The organism is Burkholderia sp. ABCPW 14 (assembly GCF_001523835.1).
Taxonomy (GTDB): Bacteria; Pseudomonadota; Gammaproteobacteria; order Burkholderiales; family Burkholderiaceae; genus Burkholderia; species Burkholderia mayonis.
In genome coordinates, this window is the sequence record NZ_LOVS01000115.1 from 1 (window position 1) to 24918 (window position 24918).

General features: G+C 66.1%; 20 protein-coding genes and 1 pseudogene. 1 reads left to right on the forward strand and 20 read right to left on the reverse strand.

Annotation, left to right across the window (positions count from 1 at the left end; genetic code table 11):
* Positions 1 to 175 precede the first annotated feature (175 nt).
* The 18 genes from lpxC to coq7 all read right to left on the reverse strand — a co-directional run bounded on the left by lpxC (position 176) and on the right by coq7 (position 20530).
* Positions 176 to 1093, reverse strand: coding sequence for a UDP-3-O-acyl-N-acetylglucosamine deacetylase (gene lpxC, locus WS62_RS18110; RefSeq protein ID WP_066487692.1), 918 nt, complete (start codon positions 1091 to 1093; stop codon positions 176 to 178).
* Between the two features lie 241 nt (positions 1094 to 1334).
* Positions 1335 to 1841, reverse strand: coding sequence for a peroxiredoxin (locus WS62_RS18120; protein WP_066573441.1), 507 nt, complete (start codon positions 1839 to 1841; stop codon positions 1335 to 1337).
* A 184-nt stretch (positions 1842 to 2025) separates the two neighbouring features.
* Positions 2026 to 3222, reverse strand: a complete 1197-nt coding sequence (ftsZ, locus tag WS62_RS18125; RefSeq protein WP_066487697.1) for a cell division protein FtsZ — start codon at positions 3220 to 3222, stop codon at positions 2026 to 2028.
* Positions 3223 to 3410: 188 nt separating this feature from the next.
* Positions 3411 to 4643 (reverse strand): cell division protein FtsA, encoded by a 1233-nt coding sequence (gene ftsA, locus WS62_RS18130; RefSeq protein WP_066487699.1) that lies wholly within the window; start codon positions 4641 to 4643, stop codon positions 3411 to 3413.
* A 26-nt stretch (positions 4644 to 4669) separates the two neighbouring features.
* Positions 4670 to 5422, reverse strand: a complete 753-nt coding sequence (locus tag WS62_RS18135) for a cell division protein FtsQ/DivIB (protein WP_066487701.1) — start codon at positions 5420 to 5422, stop codon at positions 4670 to 4672.
* 20 nt (positions 5423 to 5442) lie between these two features.
* Entirely contained in the window at positions 5443 to 6381 is a 939-nt protein-coding gene (locus WS62_RS18140) for a D-alanine--D-alanine ligase (RefSeq protein WP_066573443.1), read from the reverse strand.
* Position 6382: 1 nt separating this feature from the next.
* Complete coding sequence (gene murC, locus WS62_RS18145; protein ID WP_066487703.1) at positions 6383 to 7777, reverse strand: UDP-N-acetylmuramate--L-alanine ligase; 1395 nt, start codon at positions 7775 to 7777, stop codon at positions 6383 to 6385.
* Positions 7774 to 8877, reverse strand: coding sequence for an undecaprenyldiphospho-muramoylpentapeptide beta-N-acetylglucosaminyltransferase (gene murG, locus WS62_RS18150; protein WP_066573446.1), 1104 nt, complete (start codon positions 8875 to 8877; stop codon positions 7774 to 7776). The genes murC and murG overlap by 4 nt, the downstream gene beginning before the upstream one ends.
* A 121-nt stretch (positions 8878 to 8998) precedes the next feature.
* Entirely contained in the window at positions 8999 to 10291 is a 1293-nt protein-coding gene (ftsW, locus tag WS62_RS18155) for a putative lipid II flippase FtsW (protein WP_066573449.1), read from the reverse strand.
* Positions 10288 to 11802 carry a UDP-N-acetylmuramoyl-L-alanine--D-glutamate ligase gene (murD, locus tag WS62_RS18160; protein WP_066573477.1) on the reverse strand — a complete coding sequence of 505 codons (1515 nt, stop codon included), beginning with the start codon at positions 11800 to 11802 and terminating at the stop codon, positions 10288 to 10290. The genes ftsW and murD overlap by 4 nt, the downstream gene beginning before the upstream one ends.
* Positions 11803 to 11827: 25 nt before the next feature.
* The gene (gene mraY, locus WS62_RS18165) at positions 11828 to 12997 is read right to left on the reverse strand and encodes a phospho-N-acetylmuramoyl-pentapeptide-transferase (RefSeq protein ID WP_059470668.1); all 1170 of its coding nucleotides are present in this window, start codon (positions 12995 to 12997) and stop codon (positions 11828 to 11830) included.
* 14 nt (positions 12998 to 13011) lie between these two features.
* Positions 13012 to 14418: a UDP-N-acetylmuramoyl-tripeptide--D-alanyl-D-alanine ligase gene (locus WS62_RS18170; protein ID WP_066573451.1), complete on the reverse strand. Its 1407-nt coding sequence runs from the start codon at positions 14416 to 14418 to the stop codon at positions 13012 to 13014.
* The gene (locus WS62_RS18175; RefSeq protein ID WP_066573458.1) at positions 14415 to 15959 is read right to left on the reverse strand and encodes a UDP-N-acetylmuramoyl-L-alanyl-D-glutamate--2,6-diaminopimelate ligase; all 1545 of its coding nucleotides are present in this window, start codon (positions 15957 to 15959) and stop codon (positions 14415 to 14417) included. The genes WS62_RS18170 and WS62_RS18175 overlap by 4 nt, the downstream gene beginning before the upstream one ends.
* The gene (locus tag WS62_RS18180; RefSeq protein WP_066573465.1) at positions 15956 to 17800 is read right to left on the reverse strand and encodes a peptidoglycan D,D-transpeptidase FtsI family protein; all 1845 of its coding nucleotides are present in this window, start codon (positions 17798 to 17800) and stop codon (positions 15956 to 15958) included. The genes WS62_RS18175 and WS62_RS18180 overlap by 4 nt, the downstream gene beginning before the upstream one ends.
* A complete protein-coding gene (gene ftsL / locus WS62_RS18185; protein WP_066487729.1) occupies positions 17797 to 18126 on the reverse strand; it encodes a cell division protein FtsL in 330 nt (109 codons plus the stop codon). The genes WS62_RS18180 and ftsL overlap by 4 nt, the downstream gene beginning before the upstream one ends.
* A complete protein-coding gene (gene rsmH, locus WS62_RS18190) occupies positions 18123 to 19064 on the reverse strand; it encodes a 16S rRNA (cytosine(1402)-N(4))-methyltransferase RsmH (RefSeq protein WP_066573467.1) in 942 nt (313 codons plus the stop codon). The genes ftsL and rsmH overlap by 4 nt, the downstream gene beginning before the upstream one ends.
* A 23-nt stretch (positions 19065 to 19087) precedes the next feature.
* Complete coding sequence (mraZ, locus tag WS62_RS18195) at positions 19088 to 19516, reverse strand: division/cell wall cluster transcriptional repressor MraZ (protein WP_010106631.1); 429 nt, start codon at positions 19514 to 19516, stop codon at positions 19088 to 19090.
* 387 nt (positions 19517 to 19903) lie between these two features.
* A complete protein-coding gene (gene coq7, locus WS62_RS18200) occupies positions 19904 to 20530 on the reverse strand; it encodes a 2-polyprenyl-3-methyl-6-methoxy-1,4-benzoquinone monooxygenase (RefSeq protein WP_010106632.1) in 627 nt (208 codons plus the stop codon).
* A gap of 281 nt (positions 20531 to 20811) precedes the next feature.
* On the opposite strand from coq7, the gene WS62_RS18205 reads away from it, so the two are divergent.
* Positions 20812 to 21972, forward strand: coding sequence for a porin (locus WS62_RS18205; protein ID WP_066487737.1), 1161 nt, complete (start codon positions 20812 to 20814; stop codon positions 21970 to 21972).
* 191 nt (positions 21973 to 22163) lie between these two features.
* Here the strand turns inward: WS62_RS18205 and WS62_RS18210 are convergent, their stop codons facing one another.
* Together WS62_RS18210 and WS62_RS18215 are read right to left on the reverse strand one after the other, a co-directional pair.
* On the reverse strand, positions 22164 to 23837 hold the full coding sequence (locus tag WS62_RS18210) for a long-chain fatty acid--CoA ligase (RefSeq protein ID WP_066573469.1): 1674 nt from the start codon (positions 23835 to 23837) through the stop codon (positions 22164 to 22166).
* 139 nt (positions 23838 to 23976) lie between these two features.
* Positions 23977 to 24792: pseudogene (locus WS62_RS18215) on the reverse strand (molybdopterin-containing oxidoreductase family protein); the annotation flags it as partial.
* Positions 24793 to 24918: the final 126 nt, after the last annotated feature.

Consider the following 24918-nt stretch of genomic DNA (forward strand, 5'->3'; position numbering starts at 1 on the left):
GCGATTCGATGCCAATTCCGCCGGCAAGATACTCGTCTACGATGCGCTGCCTGAACTGCTCGTTGTACTTCGTCATGAAAAACACCCCAAAGGTTGGATCGGTGTCCAACTTTTGGGGTGCAGTTCACAGGCCGCCTTTCTGATCATCTTCGCGCCACGGGAGCGCGTCAGCGCATCACGCGAACGCCGTCTGCGCGTCGAAGCCGAAACCCGTCGGCGCCGCCTTCGGATCGTCGAACGTGACGATTTCGTACGCGTCCTCGTGCGCGAGCAATTCGCGCAGCAGCGCGTTGTTCAGCCCGTGGCCCGACTTGTACGCCGTGTACGACGCGAGGAGCGGATGTCCGACCACGTACAGGTCGCCAATCGCGTCGAGCATCTTGTGCTTCACGAACTCGTCGTCGAAGCGCAGCCCGTCGTTGTTCAGGATGCGGTACTCGTCGAGCACGATCGCGTTGTCCATGCTGCCGCCGCGTGCGAGGCCCAGCTCGCGCAGCATCTCGGCTTCGTGCGCGAAGCCGAACGTGCGCGCGCGCGCGATCTCGCGCACGTACGACGTGTTCGCGAAATCGACCTCGAGTTCCTGGCCCGTCTTGTCGACGGCCGGATGCCGGAAGTCGATCGTGAACTTCAGCTTGAAGCCGAAGTACGGATCGAGACGCGCGAACTTGTCGCCGTCGCGGATTTCGACCGGCTTCTTCACCTTGATGAAGCGCTTCGGCGCGTTCTGCTCCTCGATGCCGGCGGACTGAATCAGGAACACGAAGGTCGCCGCGCTGCCGTCCATGATCGGGATTTCCTCGGCCGTCACGTCGACATAGAGATTGTCGATGCCGAGGCCGGCACACGCCGACATCAGGTGCTCGACGGTCGACACGCGCACGCCATCCTTCTGCAGCACCGACGCGAGCCGCGTGTCGCCGATCGACATCGCCGAGGCGGGGATGTCGACAGGTGTGGGCAGGTCGACGCGTGAGAAGACGATGCCCGTGCCCGGCGCGGCGGGACGGAGCGTCAGTTCAATCTTGCGGCCCGAGTGGAGACCGATACCGACGGTCTTCACGATCGATTTGATGGTGCGCTGCTTCAGCATGGTGTTCTTCGTCTTGATTGAGGATTTCAATCAGGAGTTATATTCGATAGAGGAGATTATAGCGTAAATCCCTATTTCGCGTCGTGATGATCGACGTTTCAAACTGTTTCGACGCATTACCCGGCAGCAATGCGAGACGGGCCGACGCCCGGAACGGAGGCGTTCCCGGTCGTCAGCCCGTGTTACAACTGCGCATCGGCCGCGCCACGGCGTTGCCGGAAGGCAACGCCGCACGCGTCTTTCAGCGCGTCAAACTCGCCAGCACGCTTGCCGCATCGCTGACTTCGAACTTGCCCGGCGCTTCGACGAATAGCGTCTTGACCACGCCATCGTCGATCACCATCGCGTAGCGTCGCGAGCGAATCCCCATGCCACGCGCCGACAGGTCCTGCGTCAGTCCCAGCGCATGAGTGAAAGCCGCGCTGCCGTCCGCCACCATGCGCACCTTGCCCGCGGTGTGCAGATCGCGTCCCCAAGCGCCCATCACGAATGCGTCGTTGACGGCAACGCACCAGATCTCGTCGATGCCCGCCGAGCGCAATTGCTCGGCATGCGCGACGTAACCCGGCACATGCTGCGCCGAACAGGTCGGCGTGAACGCGCCCGGCAATCCGAAGATCACCACGCGCCTACCCGCCGTCTGCTCGCGCACGCTGAAGGCGTTCGGCCCCAGCGTGCAGCCCGCGCGTGCATCGTCGAAATACTCGAAGAGCTCCGCGTCGGGCAGCGTGTCGCCCACTCGAATCATGCCTGGTCCTTCAAAGCGATACGGTCGTTCGCAACAAACGACACGGCCCGACCCAGCCTCGCGCGAGCGAAGAGGGCAACTTGCCCGGCCCGGCGTCGCGAGCGACGCGGCCTGTCGTCAGCCGTTTCATCCATCACGTCGGCTCGTGCCGCGCGCTGCGTTGCGCGGCGCGAAACCTCGCGCGTCAGTCGGCCTGCTTGCGCAGGAATGCCGGGATGTCGTACGTGTCGACACCCTTCTCCTGCAGCGCCTGCACGTGCGATGCGGCCGTCTCGCGCGAATTGCGCCACACGGCCGGCGTGTCGAACGCGCCGTAATCGCCCGTGTTCACGTGATGCGAAGACGCGTAGCCGTGCGACACCGCGCCGACCGGCTGGTTGTCCGTGCCGGTGCGCAGGAGCGTCATCGGCGCGGACTGCTGCTTCTTCGCCGCACGGCCGAGGCCCGTCGCGACGACCGTCACGCGCAGCGCGTCGCCCATCGCGTCATCGTACACCGCACCGAAGATCACGGTCGCGTCGTCGGCCGCGTAGCTCTTGATCGTGTTCATCACTTCGCGCGTTTCCGACAGACGCAGCGAACGGCTCGACGTGATGTTGACGAGCACGCCGCGCGCGCCCGACAGATCGACGCCTTCGAGCAGCGGGCTCGCGACCGCCTGCTCGGCCGCAAGACGCGCGCGATCGACGCCGGCAACCGTCGCCGTGCCCATCATCGCCTTGCCCTGCTCGCCCATCACCGTCTTCACGTCTTCGAAGTCGACGTTCACGAGACCGTCGACGTTGATGATCTCGGCAATGCCCGCGACCGCGTTGTTGAGCACGTCGTCGGCACACTGGAAGCACTTGTCCATCTCGGCGTCGTCGCCCATCACCTCGAACAGCTTGTCGTTCAGGACGACGATCAGCGAGTCGACGTGATCCTCCAGTTGCTGCGAGCCTGCTTCCGCGACGCGCATCCGCTTGCCGCCTTCGAACTCGAACGGCTTGCTGACGACGCCGACGGTCAGAATGCCCATCTCCTTCGCGATCTGCGCGACGACCGGAGCCGCGCCCGTGCCGGTGCCACCGCCCATGCCGGCCGTGATGAACACCATGTGCGCGCCGCGCAGCGCGTCGGAGATGCGCTCGCGCGCTTCTTCGGCTGCCGCACGCCCCATCTCCGGCTTCGCGCCGGCGCCGAGGCCGGTGTTGCCGAGCTGGATCACGGACGGCGCACGCGCGCGCGACAGCGCCTGCGCGTCGGTGTTCATCACGATGAAATCGACGCCCTGCACGCCTTTGTTGATCATGTGCTGCACCGCGTTGCCGCCTGCGCCGCCAACGCCGATCACCTTGATGATCGTGCCGTTGGTCTCGGTTTCCAGCATTTCGAATTCCATTGTTGCCTCCGTCAAGAAAAGAACTGCTACTCGGCCGTTATTCGGCGGAAGATCGGGCAACCTTCCGTCGCGCGCCGGCCGCCGGCACCGGCGCGAATTTCGAAATCGTTCCAAGAAAACGCTGGACCGCCCCAGGTTTTCTTGACCCCTCGGGTGACCTGGCGCACAGCGCCAGGTCTTGGGGGCATTTAAAAGTTACTCAGGAACCACTCCTTCATCCGCGAAAAGATTTGTCCCGCGGAACCGGATTGCACGGCGACCTTGCGGCCGCGCATCCGCTGAGCACTGCCTTCGACGAGCAGACCCATCGCCGTCGAATAGCGCGGATTGCGCACGACGTCCGCGAGGCCGCCCGCGTATTCCGGCGCGCCGATGCGCACCGGCTTCAGGAATATGTCTTCGCCCAGCTCGACCATGCCGGGCATCATCGCAGCACCGCCTGTCAGCACAACACCGGAACTGAGTAACTCTTCGTAACCGGACTCGCGCACGACCTGCTGCACGAGCGAGAACAGCTCTTCGACGCGCGGCTCGACGACGGCCGCGAGCGCCTGCCGCGACAGCGTGCGCGGACCACGCTCGCCGAGGCCCGGCACTTCGACCATCTCGTCCGGATCGGCGAGCGCCTGCTTCGCGATCCCGTAGCCGACCTTGATGTCTTCCGCGTCCGGCGTCGGCGTGCGCAGCGCCATTGCGATGTCGCTCGTGATCTGGTCGCCCGCGATCGGAATCACCGCCGTGTGGCGGATCGCGCCTTCCGCGAAGATCGCGATGTCGGTCGTGCCGCCGCCGATGTCGACGAGCACGACGCCGAGATCCTTCTCGTCTTCCGTCAGCACCGCGAGCGACGATGCGAGCGGTTGCAGGATCAGGTCGTTCACTTCGAGCCCGCAGCGGCGCACGCACTTGACGATATTCTGCGCGGCGCTCACCGCGCCCGTCACGATGTGCACCTTCACCTCGAGGCGGATGCCGCTCATGCCGATCGGCTCGCGCACGTCCTCCTGGCCGTCGATGATGAATTCCTGCGTGAGGATGTGCAGCACCTGCTGGTCGGTCGGGATGTTGATCGCCTTCGCGGTTTCGATCACGCGCGCGACGTCGGTCTGCGTGACCTCCTTCTCCTTGATCGCGACCATCCCGCTCGAGTTGAAGCTGCGGATGTGGCTGCCGGCGATGCCAGTGAAGACGTTGGTGATCTTGCAATCAGCCATCAGCTCGGCTTCCTCGAGCGCGCGCTGAATCGATTGCACGGTGGCCTCGATGTTCACCACCACGCCTTTCTTCAGCCCCTTCGACTCGCTCTGGCCGAGGCCGATGACCTCATAGTGGCCCTCGCCCTTCAGCTCGGCGACGACGGCCACCACCTTCGACGTGCCGATGTCGAGGGCAACCAGCAGATCCTTGTAGTCTTTGCTCATAGAGTGCTCTTGCGTGTGATGTCGTGTTACTTCTTGCCCTTGTCGGTGTCGCTCAGGAACCGCATGCCCGCCGCGCGGATCGCGAATCCGTTCGGATAACGCAGATCCGCGTACTCGATGTCCCTGCCCCAGCGCTGCGTGACGGACGGCCACGCAGCGACGAGGCGCTGAATCCGATCGGGCAGCGAATCGCTGTTGCGCTCCCGGCCGAGTTCGACCTGCATGCCGTTCGACAGCTTCACCGTCCACGCGTAGCGCGGCGACAGCGTCACTTCCTCCGGCGTCGCGTGAATCGGCGCAAACCATTTCGCGAAGTCGCGATAGCGCGCGACGACTTCCTTCGCGCTGCCCTCGGGCCCGTCGAACACGGGCAGTTCTTCGTCGAGCTCGCCCTGGTTCGCCGTGAAGAGCTCGCCGTCGACGCTCACGAGCTGGTCGTTGCCCCACGTCCCGAGCGGCTTGTACTCCTCGAGCGTGACGGCGAGCGCGTTTGGCCACACCCGGCGCACGCTCGCGTGGCGCACCCACGGCATCTGCTCGAACGCGCCCCGCGCGAGGTCGAGATCGACGGTGAAGAAGTTGCCCTTCAGCCGCCCGACGACGCCTGCGCGCACGGTCGGCGCGTTGATGTGCTCGGTGTCGCCGTCGATCCGGATCTCGCGCAGCGCGAATGCCGGGCGCTGGATCAGCCAGTAGCAGCCGGCCGCCGCCAACACGAGCAGCAGCAGCGCGTACAACGCGCTGGCGGCAAGGTTGAGTTGGCGAACGTTATTCCACATGGTTCAAATCCGGTCCTGCATCAGTCGAGCGTGAGCGACAGCACTTTCACCACCAGCTCCGAATAGCTGACGCCGACCGCGCGCGCCGCCTTCGGCGGCAGCGAATGGTCGGTCATCCCCGGCGCGGTGTTCACTTCAAGGAAATACGCGTTGCCGGCGGCGTCGAGCATGAAATCCGCGCGGCCCCAGTCCGTGCAGCCGAGCACGTCGAACGCGCGGCGCGCGATGCGCTTCAGCTCGGCTTCCTTCGCGGCGTCGAGGCCGCACGGAATCAGGTACTGCGTGTCGTCTGCGATGTACTTCGCGTGATAGTCGTAGAACTCGCCGGCGGGCACGATCTTGATGAGCGGCAGTTCGAGATCCGCTGCGATGCACGCGGTGTACTCGCCGCCGCCTTCGATGCTCTTCTCGACGATCACGATCTTGTCGTGCTTCGCCGCTTCTTCCAGTGCGGCGGGCAACGCATCGGCGCTTTTCACCTTCAGCACCGCGACGCTCGAGCCCTCGCTCGCCGGCTTCACGAAGAGCGGCATGCCGAGCTTCGCGACGATGTCCTTCGCGCGCGCCGCGTAATCGTCGCCGCGCATCACCGTCTCGAACGGCGGCGTCGGAATGCCCGTCTGCTGCCAGACGAGCTTCGTGCGGAACTTGTCGAGCCCGAGCGCCGAGCCGAGCACGCCGCTGCCCGTGTATCGGATGCCGTAGAAATCGAGCGCGCCCTGAATCTGGCCGTTCTCGCCGTAGCCGCCGTGCAGCGCATTGAACGCGCGCGCGAATCCTTCGTCCTTGAGCGCCGACAGCGGCCGCTCCGCCGGATCGAACGGATGCGCGTCGATGCCTGCGTCACGCAAGCCCTGCAGCACCAGCCGGCCGGAGTTCAGCGACACGTCGCGCTCGGCGGATTCCCCGCCGAGCAGCACCGCCACCTTGCCGAAACGTTTCGGATCGATCCCGCTCATGTCATCCCTTCTGTTGCGTGTCTTGCGCGAGCTTGCCCGGCACTCCGCCGATCGAGCCCGCTCCCATCGTGATCACCACGTCACCGGCGCGCGCGACCTTCGCGAGCGCGTCCGGCACCTCGTCGACCGTTGCGACGAACACCGGCTCGACCTTGCCCGCCGCGCGCAGCGCGCGCGACAGCGCATCGCCGTCCGCCGTCGTAATCGGCGCCTCGCCCGCCGCGTACACCTCGGTCAGCACGAGCGCGTCGACGGTCGACAGCACGTTGACGAAATCGTCGAAGCAGTCGCGCGTGCGCGTGTAGCGATGCGGCTGGAACGCGAGCACGAGCCGGCGGCCCGGAAACGCGCCGCGCGCGGCCGCGATCGTCGCCGCCATCTCGACCGGATGGTGGCCGTAGTCGTCGATCAGCGTGTACGCGCCGCCTGCGACCGGAATCTCGCCATAGCGCTGGAAGCGCCGGCCGACGCCGTTGAACTCCGCGAGCGCCTGCTGGATCGCCGCGTCGGCCACGTCGAGATCGGTCGCGATCGCGATCGCGGCAAGCGCGTTCTGCACGTTGTGCAGCCCGGGCAGGTTCAGCACGACGGGCAGCGGCTCGCGCCCTTCGCGCAGCACCGTGAAATGCATCCGGCCGTCGCGCGCCTCGACGTTCTCCGCGCGCACCTGCGCGTCCGACGCGAAGCCGTAGCGCACGACGGGCTTCGAGATCAGCGGCACGATCTGCCGCACGTTCGGATCGTCGATGCACACCACCGCGGTGCCGTAGAACGGCAGCCGCTGCGTGAATTCGATGAACGCCTGCTTGAGCCGCGCGAAGTCGTGGCCGTAGGTATCCATGTGATCGGCGTCGATGTTCGTGATGACCTCGATCACCGGGTACAGGTTCAGGAACGACGCGTCCGATTCGTCCGCCTCCGCGACGATGAAATCGCCCGTGCCGAGCCGTGCGTTCGCGCCGGCGCTCGTGAGGCGCCCGCCGATCACGAACGTCGGATCGAGCCCGCCCGCCGCGAGCACGCTCGCGACGAGGCTCGTCGTCGTGGTCTTGCCGTGCGTGCCGGCGATCGCGATCCCCTGCTTCAGGCGCATCAGCTCCGCAAGCATCACCGCGCGCGGCACGATCGGCACGCGCAGACGGCGCGCGGCGAGCACTTCCGGGTTGTCCGAGCGCACCGCGGTCGACACGACGACCGCGTTCGCGCCTTCGATGTTCGCCGCATCGTGGCCGATCGACACGCACGCGCCGAGCGCCTCGAGGCGCTCGGTCACCGCGTTGCGCGCGAGATCGGAGCCGCTCACCTGGTAGCCCAGGTTCACGAGCACTTCGGCGATGCCGCTCATGCCCGCGCCGCCGATCCCGACGAAATGAATGTGTTTGACGATGTGTTTCATTGCTTTCCTTCCAGGTTCGCGCCTGCCACCGTCGCGCACACGTGCGCGACTTCGTCGGTGGCGTCCGGCTTCGCGAGCGAGCGCGAACGTTCGGCCATCGCCGCGAGCGATTCCCGCGACTGACCGCGCAACCAATCGGCGAGCAGCTCGGCCGACAGGTCGCGTTGTTGCACCAGCACCGCCGCGCCTTGCTCGGCGAGGAATTCGGCGTTGGTCGTCTGATGATCGTCGACCGCGTACGGGAACGGCACGAACAGCGCCGCGACGCCGACTGCCGCGATCTCCGCGACCGTCATCGCGCCCGAGCGGCAGATCACGAGATCCGCGTTCGCGTAGGCGACCGCCATATCGTCGATGAACGGCACGAGCTCCACGTCGCTGCCGCACGCGAGGCCCGCGGCTTCGTAGTTTTCCTTCAGCGTATCAATGTGCTTCGCGCCCGCCTGATGCACGACCTGCGGCCGCTCGCCGGGCGCGAGGAGCGCGAGCGCGCGCGGCACGACTTCGTTCAGCGCCGCCGCGCCGAGACTGCCGCCGACGACGAGCAGCTTCAGCTTCCCGCTGCGCGCCGCATAGCGTGCTTGGGGCGGTTCCGCGCGCGCAAGTTCCGCGCGAATCGGATTGCCCGTCCATTCGGCGTTCGGCAGCGCGCCCGGGAACGCGACGAGCACGCGCTTCGCGAGCTTCGCGAGCACCTTGTTCGTCAGGCCTGCGATCGAGTTCTGTTCGTGCAGCACGAGCGGCCGGCCTGTCAGCACGGTCATCAGGCCGGCCGGGAACGTGATGTAGCCGCCCATTCCGAGCACGACGTCGGGCTGTACGCGGCGCAGCGCGTGCAGGCTTTGCGTGCACGCGCGCAGCAGATTGAACGGCAGCGCGAACTTCGTCTTCAGACCCTTGCCGCGCAACCCGCCGAAGCGCACGTACTCCATCGGGATCCCGTGCTTCGGCACGAGCGTCGCCTCCATGCCGGCCGGATTGCCGAGCCACACGACGCGCCAGCCCTGCGCCTCCATCCGATGCGCGACCGCGAGTCCCGGGAACACGTGGCCCCCGGTGCCGCCAGCCATCACCATCAGCGTGCGCTGAGTCGACGTCATGCCTTGCCTCCCGGCATCAGCAGAAATGAACGAACGTTTTGGCTACGGCCGCTACGCGTGACTTCGCGCGCTGCGCGCACGAAGCCAGCCTTCGCCGAAATCGCGTGCTGACGCGGGGAGGTCATACCTTCCCTCCCCGCATCAGCACGCGATTTTCGTAATCGACGCGCAGCAGCACCGCGAGCGCGACGCAGTTGAGCAGAATGCCCGAGCCGCCGTAGCTGACGAGCGGCAGCGTGAGTCCCTTGGTCGGCAGGAGACCCAGATTCACGCCCATGTTGATGAACGCCTGCGCGCCGAACCAGATGCCGACGCCCTTCGCCATCAGGCCCGCAAACGTGCGGTCGAGCGCGAGCGCCTGGCGGCCGATCTCGAACGCGCGGCGCACGATCCAGTAGAACAGCAGAATCACAACGAGCACGCCGACAAAGCCGAGCTCCTCGCCGATCACCGCGAGAATGAAGTCGGTATGCGCTTCCGGCAGATAGTTGAGCTTCTCGACACTGCCGCCGAGGCCAACGCCGAACCATTCGCCGCGCCCGAACGCGATCAGCGAATGCGTGAGCTGATACGCCTTGCCCTGCGCGTAGCGCTCGTCCCACGGATCGAGATACGCGAAGATCCGCTCGCGCCGCCACGGCGACAGCCAGACGAGCATCGTGAACGTGCCGACCGCGGTCGCGACGAGGCCGCCGAACAGCTTGCCGTTCACGCCGCCGAGGAACAACACGCCCATCGCGATCGCGGCGACCACCATGAACGCGCCCATGTCCGGCTCGAGCAGCAGCAGCGCGCCGACGAGGCCGACCGCGAACGCCATCGGCAGGAAGCCCTTCGCGAAGCTCTGCATGTACTCCTGCTTGCGGACCGTGTAGTTCGCCGCGTAGATCGTCACCGCGAGCTTCATGATTTCCGACGGCTGCATGTTCGTGATGCCGAGCGGAATCCAGCGGCGCGCGCCGTTCACGCCCTTGCCGACATGCGGAATCAGCACGATCACGAGGCCGACGAGCGCGATCAGGAAGAGATGCGGCGCGTACTTGTCCCACGTCGACACCGGCACGCGGAACGCGATCACCGCCGCGACGAACGCGACGACGAGCGACACGCAGTGGCGCAGCAGGAACGCGTAATCGTGATACGACGCGTATTTCGGCGAATCGGGCATCGCGATCGACGCCGAGTACACCATCACGACGCCGAGCCCGAGCAGCGCAATCGACACCCACAGCAGCGAATAGTCGAAGTCGAGCATCCGCGAGCGGGTCGGGCGCGCGCCGTTGACGACGCTCGCGAGACCGCCCGCCGCGGCACCGGCGCCGGACGCCGCACGCGCGACCGTGCGCGGCGCCGCGCCGCCGCCCGCGTCGCGTGCGTTGTTGAAGCGGGAAACAAGGCGGTCGGACCAGTTCATAGCGTCGTTCCTTTTTCCAGGGCGATGTCTTCGACCGCGCTGCGGAACACGTCGGCCCGATGCGCGTAATTCCGGAACATATCGAGGCTCGCGCACGCGGGCGACAGCAGCACCGCGTCGCCCGGCTGAGCGAGCGCGCTCGCCGCGCGCACCGCGGCTTCGAGCGTCGCGTGGTCGGCGAGCGGCACGCCGGTGTCGGCGAGCGCCGCGCGAATCGCGGGCGCGTCGCGGCCGATCAGCATCACCGCCCGGCACCACCGCTCGACGGGCGCCGCGAGCGGCTCGAAATCCTGGCCCTTGCCGTCGCCGCCCGCGATCAGCACCGCGCGCTGCGCGAGGCCATCGAGCGCTGCAACTGTCGCGCCGACGTTCGTGCCCTTGCTGTCGTCGACATAATCGACGCCGTCGAGCGTCGCGATCACTTCGACGCGGTGCGGCTCGCCGCGATACTCGCGCAGGCCGTGCAGGAGCGGCGCGGCCGGCAGGTCGATCGCGCGCGCGAGCGCATACGCGGCAAGCGCGTTCGCCGCGTTGTGCAGCCCGCGGATGCGCAGCGCGTCGGCGGGCATCAAACGCTTCAGCGCGATGTCGGGCGGGTGCGCCACTTCTTGCTTGCGGCGGCGCGACGGCGTCGGCGCATCGGCTGCGTCGCGATCGACCGCCTCGACGAGCCACACGATCCCGTTCTCGCGCAAAAGGCCGAAGTCGCCGTCTGCGGCGGGCTCGTCCAGGCCGAACGTGATCGCGCGCGGCGCGTCGGCGGCTGCGGCTGCGGCCGGCACGAACTTCATCACTTGCGCGTCGTCGCGGTTGAGCACGCGCACCGTGCGCGGCCCGAAGATCCGCCCCTTCGCGGCCGCGTACGCGGCGAAGCCGCCGTGCCAGTCGAGATGGTCCTGCGTGATGTTGAGGATCGTCGCGGCGTCGGGCGCGAACGTGTGCGCGGTTTCGAGCTGGAAGCTCGACAGCTCGAGCACCCACACGTCCGGCAGCGCCGCCGCGTCGATCGCTTCGGCGAGCTTGTCGAGCATCGCCGGGCTGATGTTGCCCGCGATCGCGACCTGCTTGCCCGCGCGCTCGCACAACAGGCCCGCGAGGCTCGTCGTCGTGGTCTTGCCGTTCGTGCCGGTGATCGCGATCACCTTCGGCGCGTAGCCGTTCGCACCGAGCGTGTTCAGCGCCTGCGCGAAGAACTCAAGTTCGCCCCACACGGGAATGCCCTGCTCGCGGGCGGCGCAGAGAAGCGGCACGAGGTCTTCGGCGAGCGGCGACAGGCCGGGGCTCAGCGCGACGAGCTCAATCCCGCCATCGAGCAGCGCAGGCGAAAACGCGCCGCCGACGAATTCGGCGTCGATCCCGGCCGCCGCCAGCGCGGCAAGGTTGGGCGGCGCCTCGCGCGTATCGGCAACGCGCAACCGGCAACCGTGCCTCGCGCACCACCGCGCGATCGCAAGGCCCGATTCGCCGAGCCCCAGCACGAGCACCATCGGCCGCTGCCGATCTCCGAACATCTCGCCAAACATCCTTACCTTCCCTTTACCGCAGCTTGAGGGTGGACAAACCGAACAGGCACAACATCAACGTGATGATCCAGAAACGCACCACCACCTGCGTTTCCTTCCAGCCCGACAACTCGAAATGGTGATGCAGCGGCGCCATCTTGAAGATGCGTCGCCCTTCGCCGTAACGGCGCTTCGTGTACTTGAACCACGTGACCTGCAGCATCACGGACAGCGTCTCCGCGACGAAGATGCCGCCCATGATGAACAGCACGATTTCCTGGCGCACGATCACGGCGACCGTGCCGAGCGCGCCGCCCAGCGCGAGCGCGCCGACGTCGCCCATGAACACCTGAGCCGGGTGCGTGTTGTACCAGAGGAATGCAAGCCCCGCGCCGCCCATCGCCGAGCAGAAGATCAGCAGCTCGCCCGCGCCCGGAATGTGCGGAAACAGCAGATATTTCGAATAGACGGCGCTGCCCATCACGTAGGCGAACACGCCGAGCGACGCGCCGACGAGCACGACCGGCATGATCACGAGGCCGTCGAGGCCGTCGGTCAGGTTCACCGCGTTGCTCGCGCCGACGATCACGAGATAGGTGAGCGCGATGAAGCCCCACACGCCGAGCGGATAGCTGATCGACTTGAGGAACGGCAGCATCAGGTCTGCGCGCGCGGGCAGGCCCATCGATAGGCCGCTTCGCACCCACGCCATGAAGAGATCGAACACGCGGACGTTGCTCGCCTCGGACACGCTGAACGCGAGATAGACGGCCGCAAAAAGGCCGATCACCGATTGCCAGAAATACTTCTCGCGCGACGACATGCCGCGCGGGTCCTTGTAGACGACCTTGCGATAATCGTCGACCCAGCCGACCACGCCAAAGCCAAACGTGACGAGCATCACGATCCAGATGAAGCGGTTCGTCAAGTCGCCCCAGAGGAGCGTCGCGACCGCGATGCCGATCAGGATCAGCACGCCGCCCATCGTCGGCGTGCCCGATTTCACGAGGTGCGTCTGCGGGCCGTCCTTGCGCACCGCCTGACCGACCTTCATCTCCGTGAGCTTGCGAATCACCCACGGACCGCAGACGAGACCGATCACGAGCGCCGTGATGGTAGCCATCACCGCTCGGAACGTCAGGTACGTGAACAAGCGCAAAAAGCTTGCGTCACCTTGCAGCCATTGCGCCAGCGCCAGCAGCATGCTTACTTCCTTCCTCAATGTGCGCCGGGCGCTGCGCCCGACGCGGTTTCGTTCGCGAGCGCGCCGACGACGCGCTCCATTCTCATGAATCGCGAGCCCTTCACGAGCAGCGTCGCGTGCGCGCCGACATTCGCGGCAAGCAACGCGGCGATCAGCGCCGCCGCGTCGTCGAAGCGCCGCGCGGCCGCGCCGTATGCTTCGCACGCGGGCTGCGTCGCCGCGCCGAGCGCGTAAAGCGCGTCGATCCCGCGCTCGCGCGCATACGCGCCGATCTCGCGATGGAACGCCGGCCCTTCGTCGCCGACTTCGCCCATCTCGCCGATCACGAGCACACGCGGCGCAGACTGCACGGCGAGCACGTCGATCGCGGCGCGCATCGAATCGGGGTTCGCGTTGTAGGTGTCGTCGATCACCGTCGCGCCCGCGAGCGAGCCGGCCGTCACGCGCGTCACCTGCAGCCGCCCCTTCACCGGCTCGAACGCCTCGAGCCCCTGCTTGATCGCGGCGAGCGGCACGCCGGCCGCGAGCGCCGCCGCCGTCGAGGCGAGCGCGTTGCGCGCGTTGTGCTCGCCGAGCGCATTGAGCTGCACGTCGATGCGGCCGTCCGGCGTATCGATCGCAAGCCGGCTGCCGTCGAGCGCGCCCGTCACGGCGGCGGGCGTGTCGCGGCCGGCGCCGTGCAACGCGAAATCGACGATCCGGTTGCCGGTCGCCGCGACGCGCCAGATGCTCGCGTACGCGTCGTCGGCCGGAAACACGGCGACGCCGTCCGGTCCGAGCGCGTGGATGACGGCCGCGTGCTCGAGCGCGACGGCCTCGACGGTCGCCATGAATTCCTGATGCTCGCGCTGCGCGTTGTTGACGAGCGCGACCGTCGGCGCGGCGATCCGCGCGAGCGTCCCGGTCTCGCCCGGATGATTCATCCCGAGCTCGACGACCGCGAGCCGGTGCGCGGCGGTGAGGCGCAGCAGCGTGAGCGGCAGGCCGACGTCGTTGTTGAAGTTGCCCGCGGTCGCGAGCCGCGCGTCGGCGCCGGTCGCCGCCGCGAAGATCGACGCGATCATCTCCTTCACGGTCGTCTTGCCGTTGCTGCCCGTCACCGCGACGACCGGCAGCGCGAAGCGCATCCGCCAGCCGTGCGCGAGCGCGCCGAGCGCGCCGCGCGTGTCGGCGACCTTCAGCGCGGGCAGGCTCCATTCGGCCGGGCTGCGCGACACGATCACGGCGCTCGCCCCGCGCGCAGCGACGTCGCCGACGAAATCGTGCGCATCGAAGTGCTCGCCCTTCAGCGCGACGAACAGATCGCCCGGGCCCGCCGTGCGGCTGTCCGTCGACACCCGCTCGAACGACACGCACTCATCGCCGAGCACCGTCGCGCCGGGAATCATCGCTGCGGCTTCACGCAAGGTCAGCATCGTCATTCGCCGCCTCCGCGAGTCTGCGTGGTGCGCGCGGCGAGCGCGAGGCGCGCGTGATCCTGATCGGAGAACGCGCGCTTCTTGCCCATGATTTCCTGCGTCGCCTCGTGTCCCTTGCCGGCGAGCAGCACGACGTCCTCGCGCGCGGCACCGCGCACCGCCTGCAGGATCGCGCTCGCGCGGTCCTCGATGCGGCGCGCCTGCACGGCGTCCTGCATGCCGGCGGCGATCTGGTCGATGATCTTCTGCGGATCCTCGCTGCGCGGGTTGTCGCTCGTCACGACGACCTTGTCCGCGAGCCGCTCGGCGATTGCGCCCATCAGCGGACGCTTCGTCGCGTCGCGATCGCCGCCGCAGCCGAACATGCAGACAAGCTCGCCGCCGCGCGCGCGCGCGACCGGGCGCAGCGCATCGAGCGTCTTCTCGAGCGCGTCCGGCGTATGCGCGTAGTCGACGACGACGAGCGGCTCGTCGTTCTGCAGCCGCCCGCCCAGCCGCTGCATCCGGCCGTTGACCGATTCGAGTTTCTCGATTTCGGCGAGCGCGGCGTCGAACGGCACGTCGGCCGCGAGCAGCGCGCCGAGCACCGCGAGCAGATTGCTCACGTTGAACGTGCCGAGCGTGCCGACCTCGACGTCCGCGTCGCCCCACGACGAAGTCAGGTGAAATGCGGTGCCCGTCGCGGTCGCCCGGACTTTCGTCGCGACGAGCTCGCGGTCCGCATCGGACGCAGCCGGCTGCGCGTCGATTCCGTATGCGATCGTCCGCACGCGCCCGGCGAAATTCGCGAGCAGGCGGCGGCCGGCCGGATCGTCGCGATTGACGACCGCCAGGCGCAGCCCGCGCCATGCGAAGAGTTTCGTCTTCGCCGCCTCGTACGCTTCGAACGTGCGGTGGTAATCGAGGTGGTCCTGCGTCAGGTTCGTGAATACCGCGACGTCGAACGCGGTGCCGTTCACGCGCCCCTGATGCAGCGCGTGCGACGACACTTCCATCGCAACCGCCTGCGCGCCCGCGCCGCGCAAATGCGCGAGGCTGCGCTGCAGTTGCGGCGCGTCGGGCGTCGTGAAGCCCGTGTGCACGAGCTGGCCCGGCATTCCGCTGCCGAGCGTGCCGATCACCGCGCACGGCTGATGCAGCGCGGTGAGCGCGGCGGCAATCCATTGCGTGCACGAGGTCTTGCCGTTCGTGCCCGTCACGCCGACCGCGAAGAGCGCGTCGCTCGGATCGCCGTACCAGCCGCTCGCGATCTCGCCCGCGAGCTCGTCGAGCGCGGGCACGGCGAGCGACGTCGCCGGATCGAGGCCGTCTGCCGCAAAACCTTCGGGTTGGTACAGCACGGCGGCGGCGCCGCGTGCGAGCGCGTCGGCAATGAACGGACGATTGTCCGCGCCGTCGACCGCATAGGCGACGAACGCGTCGCCCGCTTGCAGGCTGCGCGTGTCGGCGTGCAACTGCGCGCCGGACGCGACATGAGCGCGCAGCCACGCGAGCGCGGCTGCGATCTGTTGATGCGCCGGATGAGAACTACGCGCGGCGCTCATCGAACTACTCCAGGACGGTTGTGTGTCGTGCTCGACACGATCATGTGTTTTGCAGGCGCGGCGCCGGCCAGCTTCTGCGGGGCGGCGGCGTTCGCCGCGTCGTCCGACACGACGAGCTGCTTGACCGGCATGTTGGGCGGCACGTTCAGCGCGCGCAGCGTATCGCCGGCGATCGCCGAGAACACAGGGCCCGACACCTGGCCGCCGAAATGGCCGCCCATCGTCGGCTCGTCGACCGACACCGCGACGACAATGCGCGGATTCGGCATCGGCGCCATCCCGACGAACGACGCGCGATACTTCTTGTGATCATAGCCGCGGCCGACCTGCTTGTAAGCGGTGCCGCTCTTGCCGCCGACGCGATAGCCCGGCACCGCCGCGTTCGGCGACGTACCCTGCGGCGACACGACGGACTCGAGCATCGTGCGCACCTCGCGGGCCGTCGTCGGCGAGAAGATCCGCGGACCGGTCGCGGGCTGCGCGTCGTTCGTCTTGAAGATCGTGACGGGCATCAGCTCGCCGTCGTGCGCGATCGCGGTGTATGCGCGCGCGAGCTGGAACAGCGACACCGACAGGCCGTAGCCGTACGACATCGTCGCCTGCTCGATCCGCCGCCAGTTCTTCCACGGACGCAGCCGGCCCGCGGCCGCGCCGGGGAAACCGACCTTCGGCGCCTGCCCGAGCCCGATGCTCGTATACATATTCCACATTTCCTCGGGCTTCATCGTCATCGCGATCTTTGTCGCGCCGATGTTGCTCGATTTCTGGATCACGCCGCCGACCGTCAGCGTGCCGAAGCCCGAGTCGTCGGTGATCGGCGCGCCGTCGAGCACGAAATGGCCGTTGCCCGTGTCGACGAGCGTGTTCGGCGTCACGCGATGCAGATCGAGCGCGAGCGACACCGTGAACGGCTTCATGATCGAGCCCGGCTCGAACACGTCGGTCAGCACGCGGTTGCGTAGCTGCTCGCCCGTCAGGTGCGAGCGGTCGTTCGGGTTATACGTCGGATAATTGACGAGCGACAGCACCTCGCCCGTCTGCACGTCGATCACCATCGCCGCGCCCGCCTTCGCGTGGAACTTCTCGACGGCCGCCTTCAGGTTCGTGTACGTGATGTACTGGATCTTGCTGTCGATCGACAGGCCGACATCGCTGCCGTTGTGCGGCAGCACCTGCGCGTCGACGTCCTCGACGATGTGCCCGACGCGGTCCTTGATCACGTGACGGCTGCCCGGCGTGCCGACAAGCAGCTTCTGATCGGCGAGCTCGACGCCCTCCTGCCCTTCGTCCTCGACGTTCGTGAAACCGATCAGGTGCGCGGTGATCTCGCCTTCCGGATAGAAGCGCTTGTATTCGCCGCGCTGATAGACGCCGGGGATGTCGAGCTTCGCGACCTGGTCGGCGACGTCGAGCGGCACCTGGCGCTTCACGTAGACGAATGTCTTGTCTTCCGACAGCTTCGCCTTCAGCTCCTTCGTCGTCATCCCCAGCAGTTTGCCGAGCGCGTCGACCTTGTCCGCGCCGAGGTCGTCGGGCACGTCGGCCGGAATCGCCCAGATCGCGCGCACGGGCAGGCTCGTCGCGAGCACGAGACCGTTGCGATCGAGGATCTTGCCGCGCGTCGCCGGCAATTCGAGCGTGCGCTGATAGCGGCTTTCGCCCTGTTTCTGATAGAACGCGTTGCCGGGCCCCTGGATCCAGAGCGCGCGCACGGCGAGCGCGACGAACGCCATGAACAGCATGAACACGACGAGCTTCGAGCGCCACATCGGCAGATGGACCGACAGTACCGGGCTCGATGCGAACTTCACGCCTTGCGTGCGCTTCGACGCGGGCTTCATCGCGCGCTCCCCTGCGATGCGGCGGACGCCGGCAGCGGCGCGTCGACCGCCTTCGCCGCGCCGGGCGAAAGCGTCAGGTACTGCGTGCGTCCCGTCGTAATCGACTGCATCTTCAGCGAGCTCGTCGCGAGCTGCTCGATGCGCGACGTCTTCGACAGCGCGCTCTGCTGATATTGAAGCTGCGCGTAGTCCTGCTGAAGCTGATGCTCCTGTGATTGCGCGCGCTGCAACTGAATGAAGATCTGCCGCTGCTGATTCGTCGAATTGACGACCGACAGCGCGCATCCCATCACGATGATCAGCAGGAAGATGTTGAGGCGGCTCATGGCGCGACGCGCTCCGCGATGCGCATCACCGCCGAGCGGGCACGCGGATTGGCCAAGACTTCCGCGTCGCTCGGGAACTTGCGACCGAGCAACTTGAGCGGCGGGCTGGGCAGGTCGACAGCGCGGATCGGCAGGCGGCGATCGACCGCAGGCGCGCGCGCGTGCGTCTGCATGAATCGCTTGACGATCCGGTCCTCGAGCGAATGAAAGCTGATGACCACCAGCCGGCCCCCTTGCTCCAACGACGACAGTGCTGCCTCTAGAACGACTTGCAGGTCCGCAAGCTCTTGATTGACGTGAATCCGTATAGCTTGAAAGGTGCGGGTTGCCGGATCCTTACCCTTCTCACGGGTCTTGACGACGTGACCCACGATTTGGGCAAGCTCGCCCGTGCTGTCGAGAGGCCCGAGATGGTCGGACTCTGCCCGGCGAGCAACAATCGCCTTTGCAATCTGAAAAGCAAACCGTTCTTCCCCATAATCTCGTATCACCTCCGTCAATTCCTGCACCGACGCCCGCGCGAGCCATTCCGCCGCCGACTCGCCGCGCGTCGGGTCCATCCGCATGTCGAGCGGACCGTTCGCGCGGAAACTGAAGCCGCGCTCCGGGTCGTCCACCTGCGGCGACGACACGCCCAAGTCCAGCAACACGCCGGACACTCGCCGTACCCCACGCGCTTCGAGCGCGCCCTTCAACGCCGCGAAGCTGTCGTGGACGATCTCAAAGCGCGCATCCTCGATACCCTTCGCCGTCTCGATCGCGCGCGGATCCTTGTCGAACGCGATCAGCCGGCCCGCCGCGCCCAGGCGCGCGAGCACCGCGCGACTGTGGCCGCCGCGCCCGAACGTGCCGTCGACGTAGACGCCATCGGGCCGCGTCACGAGCGCATCGACCGCTTCATCCAACAGCACCGTGCGATGCTGCAATTCGTTTCCCATCGCGGGCGTCTCCGTCACCGCAATCAGAACGTGAAATTCTTCAGCGCGTCGGGCATGCCCTGCGCCATTGCCGCCTGCTCCTTCGCGATGTAGGTCTGCGCGTCCCACAGCTCGAAGTGACTACCCATTCCCAGCAACATGACTTCCTTTTCCAGCCCGGCCGCCATCCGCAGCTCGGGAGACACCAGAATCCGGCCCGCGCTGTCGAGATCGACATCCATCGCGTTGCCGAGAAAAATACGGCGCCACCAATGCGCATCCATCGGCAGCGCAGCGATCTTCGCGCGAAACACTTCCCACTCGGGGCGCGGAAACAGCAACAGGCAGCCGTCCGGGTGCTTGGTCACAGTCACCCGTCCTTCTGCCTGTCCTTGCAGCGCTTCGCGATAGCGAGACGGCACCGACATCCGCCCTTTCGCATCGAGCGTCAGCGCCGACGCCCCTTGGAACACTTTTCCGCTCTCCCGATCAGGGCACCGAAGTACCCGCCCAATGCTGCGAATCTAGCCGGAAAAACCCGGCAAATCACACAAAAATACACTTTCTCACACTGTCTCCCACTTTAGAGGAACGCCTGTGGGCGGTCAAGGGAGACATCTGTTTTTTTGACGAATTTTGTTAGTCAGAACAAGGACTTACGCTCACCCCCTCAAGCCAGCCCTCATACCAAAAAGCGTTATAAATGAATGGGCTAGTGCATCTTGTGAATGTGGTATATGAGAAGCACGCCCCAGATGGGTGCGGCGGCAGGCATTTCGGCGGGGGGAACGGCGCGGGAAAAGAGGCGGGTTTCCGTCGTCTGCCGGGACGCCGCGCGTGCGGCCGTCCCGGCGTATGTCTCAGAGATAGTATGCAGTGCTTGTCATGACTTTCGACGCGGCGCGCATCAGCATGCGCGCCGGCATCGGCAGCTCGATGCCGCCTGCGTCGGTCGCGGCCTTGCCGTGCTTGACCTCGTCGGCGCGCATCTGCTCGACGATCGCGCGCGACTCGACGTCGGCCGCCGGCAGCTCCGACAGATGGCTGTCGAGATGGCTCTCGACCTGGCGCTCCGTCTCGGCCATGAAGCCCAAGCTCACCTTGTCGCCGAGACGTCCGGCGACGACGCCGATCGCGAGCGCTCCCGCATACCACAGCGGATTCAGCAGACTCGGCCGCGAATCGAGCTCCTTCAGACGATGCGCGGTCCACGCGAGATGATCTTCTTCCTCGCGCGCGGCATGCTCGAACATCTCCTTCAATTCGGACGACGACGTCGTGAGCTTCTGCGCCTGATAGAGCGCCTGCGCACACACTTCGCCGACATGATTCACCCGCATCAGCCCCGCCGCATGCTTGCGCTCGGCAGCCGTGAGCTCGGCAGGCGCCGCAGCGGCGGACGCGGGCACCGGGCGACTCATCCGGCTCACGCCCGTGATCGAGCGCAGGCCCCGGTCAAATTCACTGATCAACTCGTCAAACACCATCACGTTTCTCCGCGCGGGCACGTTGCACGCCGTAAGGATTTCGTAACAATTTTATTGCGGCTACCTACCAAGGTAGCGCTCGAAAATAGCGGTTAACCCGTGAGTTTAACCATTGTTGCGTAAAGGAAACATGCGGAACGCGCGCACTGCGCTTTCTCTTTGTCCCAAAAAGTCCTTTTGCTACATTACGAGCGGCTTCGTACGAAGTTCAAGCGGGTATCGCCATCAAAAACAATCATCGGCCCCGCCACAATAAATTTGTCATCATTGGAGATCTTTTAATGAAAAAGTCGCTTCTCGCGCTCGTCGCGCTGAGCGCGTTCGCTGGCGCAGCACATGCGCAAAGCAGCGTGACGCTGTACGGTATCATCGACGAAGGCTTCAACATCAACACCAACGCAGGCGGCAAGCACCTGTACAACCTGTCGAGCGGCGTCATGCAAGGTAGCCGCTGGGGCCTGCGTGGCACGGAAGACCTGGGCGGCGGCCTGAAGGCTCTGTTCGTCCTCGAGAACGGCTTCGACGTGAATTCCGGCAAGCTGAACCAAGGCGGCCTCGAGTTCGGCCGCCAGGCGTATGTCGGCCTGTCGAGCGGCTTCGGCACCGTTACGCTCGGCCGTCAGTACGACTCCGTCGTCGACTTCGTCGGTCCGCTCGAAGCGGGCGACCAGTGGGGCGGCTATATCGCCGCTCACCCGGGCGACCTCGACAACTTCAACAACGCCTATCGCGTGAACAACGCAGTCAAGTTCACGAGCGCGAACTACGGCGGTCTCACGTTCGGCGGCCTGTACAGCTTCGGCGGCGTCGCCGGCGACTTCAGCCGCAACCAGACGTGGTCGCTCGGTGCCGGCTACACGAACGGCCCGCTCGTGTTGGGCGTCGGCTACCTGAACGCGCGCACGCCGTCGACGGCCGGCGGCCTGTTCGGCAACAACACGACGTCGAGCACGCCGGCTGCCGTAACGACCCCGGTCTACGCTGGCTACGCATCGGCCCATACGTACCAGGTGATCGGTGCGGGCGGTGCCTACTCGTTCGGCGCGGCGACGGTCGGCGTCACGTACTCGAACATCAAGTTCATGAAGTTCGCGAGCACGGTGTTCCCGAACCAGACCGCGACGTTCAACAACGCGGAAATCAACTTCAAGTATCAGCTGACCCCGGCGCTCCTCGCCGGCGCGGCGTATGACTACACGCAAGGCAGCAAGATCGCCGGCTCGTCGGCCGCCAAGTATCACCAAGGCTCGGTCGGCGTCGACTACTTCCTGTCGAAGCGCACCGACGTCTATGTGATCGGCGTCTACCAGCATGCTGCGGGCAACGTGATCGAAGCCGACGGCAACACGGTCGGCCCGGCGACCGCCGCGATCAACGGCCTGACGCCGTCGTCGAACAGCAACCAGTTCGCTGCGCGCGTCGGCATCCGCCACAAGTTCTAATAAGCGGGTAACACTCTGCAGTAACTTAAAAGGCGCCCTCGGGCGCCTTTTTTATCGATGCAATTGCCGGGAAGCCGGGGAACAGCTCGGGCAGCAAAGAAGCAAGCGAACCAAACCGCTGCGCGTCGCGGGGGCGTCGAGCCGGGCGACGGCGGCGCCCCGCCCGAAGCGGACGGCAACGGCTGCGTCCGTTACGCCTTGCCGTCGCGCAACTCGCGACGCAGGATCTTGCCGACGTTGGTCTTCGGCAGATCGGTGCGGAATTCGACGTACTTCGGCCGCTTGTAGCCAGTGAGGCGGTCCTTGCAATAGGCGAGCACGTCCTTGTCGGTGAGCGCCGAATCCTTCTTCACGACGAAAAGCTTCACCGCCTCGCCCGAATGCTCGTCGGGCACGCCGACCGCCGCGACTTCGTACACACCCGGGTGCGACGCGACGACGTCCTCGACCTCGTTCGGATAAACGTTGAAGCCGGACACGAGAATCATGTCCTTCTTGCGATCGACGATCTTCACGTAGCCGCGCTCGTCCATCACGCCGACGTCGCCCGTCTTGAAGAAACCGTCCGGCATCATGACCTTCTCGGTTTCGTCCGGGCGGTTCCAGTAGCCCGCCATCACCTGCGGACCGCGGATGCAGATCTCGCCGGGCTGGCCGAGCGCCACGTCGTCGCCCGCGTCGTCGCGAATCGCGATTTCGGTCGACGGCAGCGGCAGGCCGATCGTGCCGCTGTATTCGGTCGCCGTGACCGGGTTGCAAGTCGCGACGGGCGATGTCTCGGACAAGCCGTAGCCTTCGACGATCGGCGTCTTCGTCTTCTCGTACCAACGCTTCGCGACGTTTTCCTGGATCGCCATCCCGCCGCCGTTGGCGACCGCGAGCTTCGAGAAATCGAGCTGATCGAAATCCGGATGGTTCAGCAGCGCGTTGTAGAGCGTGTTGACGGCCGGGATCGTAATGATCTGGTAGCCCTTCAGCTCCTTGATCATGCCGGCGATGTCGCGGGGATTCGGGATCAGGATCCCGGTGCCGCCCGTGCGCAGCGTCAGCAACCCGCAAACCGTCAGCGCGAACACGTGATAAAGCGGCAGCGCGATCACGGTGATGAACTGCTTCACTTCTGACCGTTTCGCGTGCGCCGGCTCATGCCAAGCCTGCGCCTGCAGCACGTTCGACACGATGTTGCGATGAAGCAGCGTCGCGCCCTTCGCGACGCCGGTCGTGCCGCCCGTGTACTGGAGGAAGGCGATGCCGTCGAGTCCCGGCTTCGCCGGCTTGAAGGTTTGCCGGCCGCCCGCGGCGAGCGCCGCGTTGAAGCGCGTGTACGACGGCAGGCTCCACGCCGGCACCATCTTCTTCACGCGGCGCACGACGTAGTTGACGAGGACGCCCTTCATGCCGAGCAGATCGCCCATCGCGGCGACGACGACATGCTTGACCGACGTCTTTGCGATCACCGACTGCAGTGTCGTCACGAAGTTCTCGAGGATCACGATCGCCTCGGCGCCGCTGTCCTTCAACTGATGCTCGAGTTCGCGCGGCGTGTAGAGCGGATTGACGTTGACGACCGTGTAGCCCGCGCGCAGCACGGCGGCGATCGCCACCGGGTATTGCAGCACGTTCGGCATCATGATCGCGACCCGCGCGCCGCGCGACAGGCCGCGGGACTGGAGCCACGCGCCGAGCTTGCGCGATAGCGTGTCCAGCTCGCCGTACGTGATCGCCTTGCCCATGCAGATGAACGCCTTCCGGTCCCGATAGAGACGAAAGCTCTCGTCGAGCAGATCGGGGACGGACGAATACTGAGACGCGTCAATTTCGGCCGGGACGCCGGGCGGATACGATTTCAGCCAAATTCTGTCCATGCGGCGCGTCTCCTCACTGATTTTCGAATGGTCGTGCTAAAAAATGGCATCGTAACGGGTCGGCCCCTTCGATACAACCGGGTTAGACACTCCTTTCCAACTTCGGTAACGATGTCCGGACGCCAGCCGTCGAACGGCGTCACCCTCGCTCGACCTCAACCAGGCAATCGTAGAACGTCGCGCCGCGGCCGAGATCAGTCAGCGCCTGGCTCGTCACTTGATTCGCATTGCGCCCGTCGGGCGCGAGCTTTTTCCACCAGATCGACAGACCGACGACGAGCCCTTCCCGCGCGCGGTCGGTCACACGGGCCTTTGCGCGCAGCGAGCCGCGGTCGTTGAAGATGCGCACCGCGTCGCCGTCGGCGATGCCGCGCTGCACGGCGTCGGCCGGATGAATATCGAGGTGCGGCTCGCCCTCCGTCGCGCGCAGGCTCGCAACGTTGACGAATGTGCTGTTCAGGAAATGGCGAGCAGGTGGCGAGATCATCGCGAGCGGATAGCGGGCGGCCAGTTCGGGCGCGCCGTCCGCCGACTCATACGGCGGCAGGTAGTCCGGTAACGGATCGAGCCCCATTTCTGCGAGACGCGTGCTGTAGAACTCGCACTTTCCGGACGGCGTCCGAAAGCCGCCGTTTGCGAACGGTGCGTCGGCGAGCTTCAGCTTGAGCCAGCCGGCTCGCTTGAGCGTGTCCCAATCGCTTTGCAGCGAAGAATCGCCCCAGCGCAGCGACGCCCTCGCGAGCGCTTCATCGTCGTCGTAGAGCGCGGGCTCATCGAGTTCCATGCTGCGTGCGATGCCGCGGAAAATTTCCGTGTTCGGCCGCGCTTCGCCAATCGGCGCAATCGATGGCAAGTTCGCCATCACATAGGTGTGGCCGTACGATTTATGGACGTCGAGATGCTCGAGCTGAGTCGTCGCCGGTAGTAAAAGATCGGCGTAATCGGCAGTATCTGTTGTCGATGGCGGTCAAAATCCGCGCTTTTCCGGCGGCGTCACGTAACGGCGGCATGACACAAGTTTCAAAATCGACGTTGCAGGAGCGACGAACCTGTCGGAAGCGGGATATTGACGCGGGGCGCG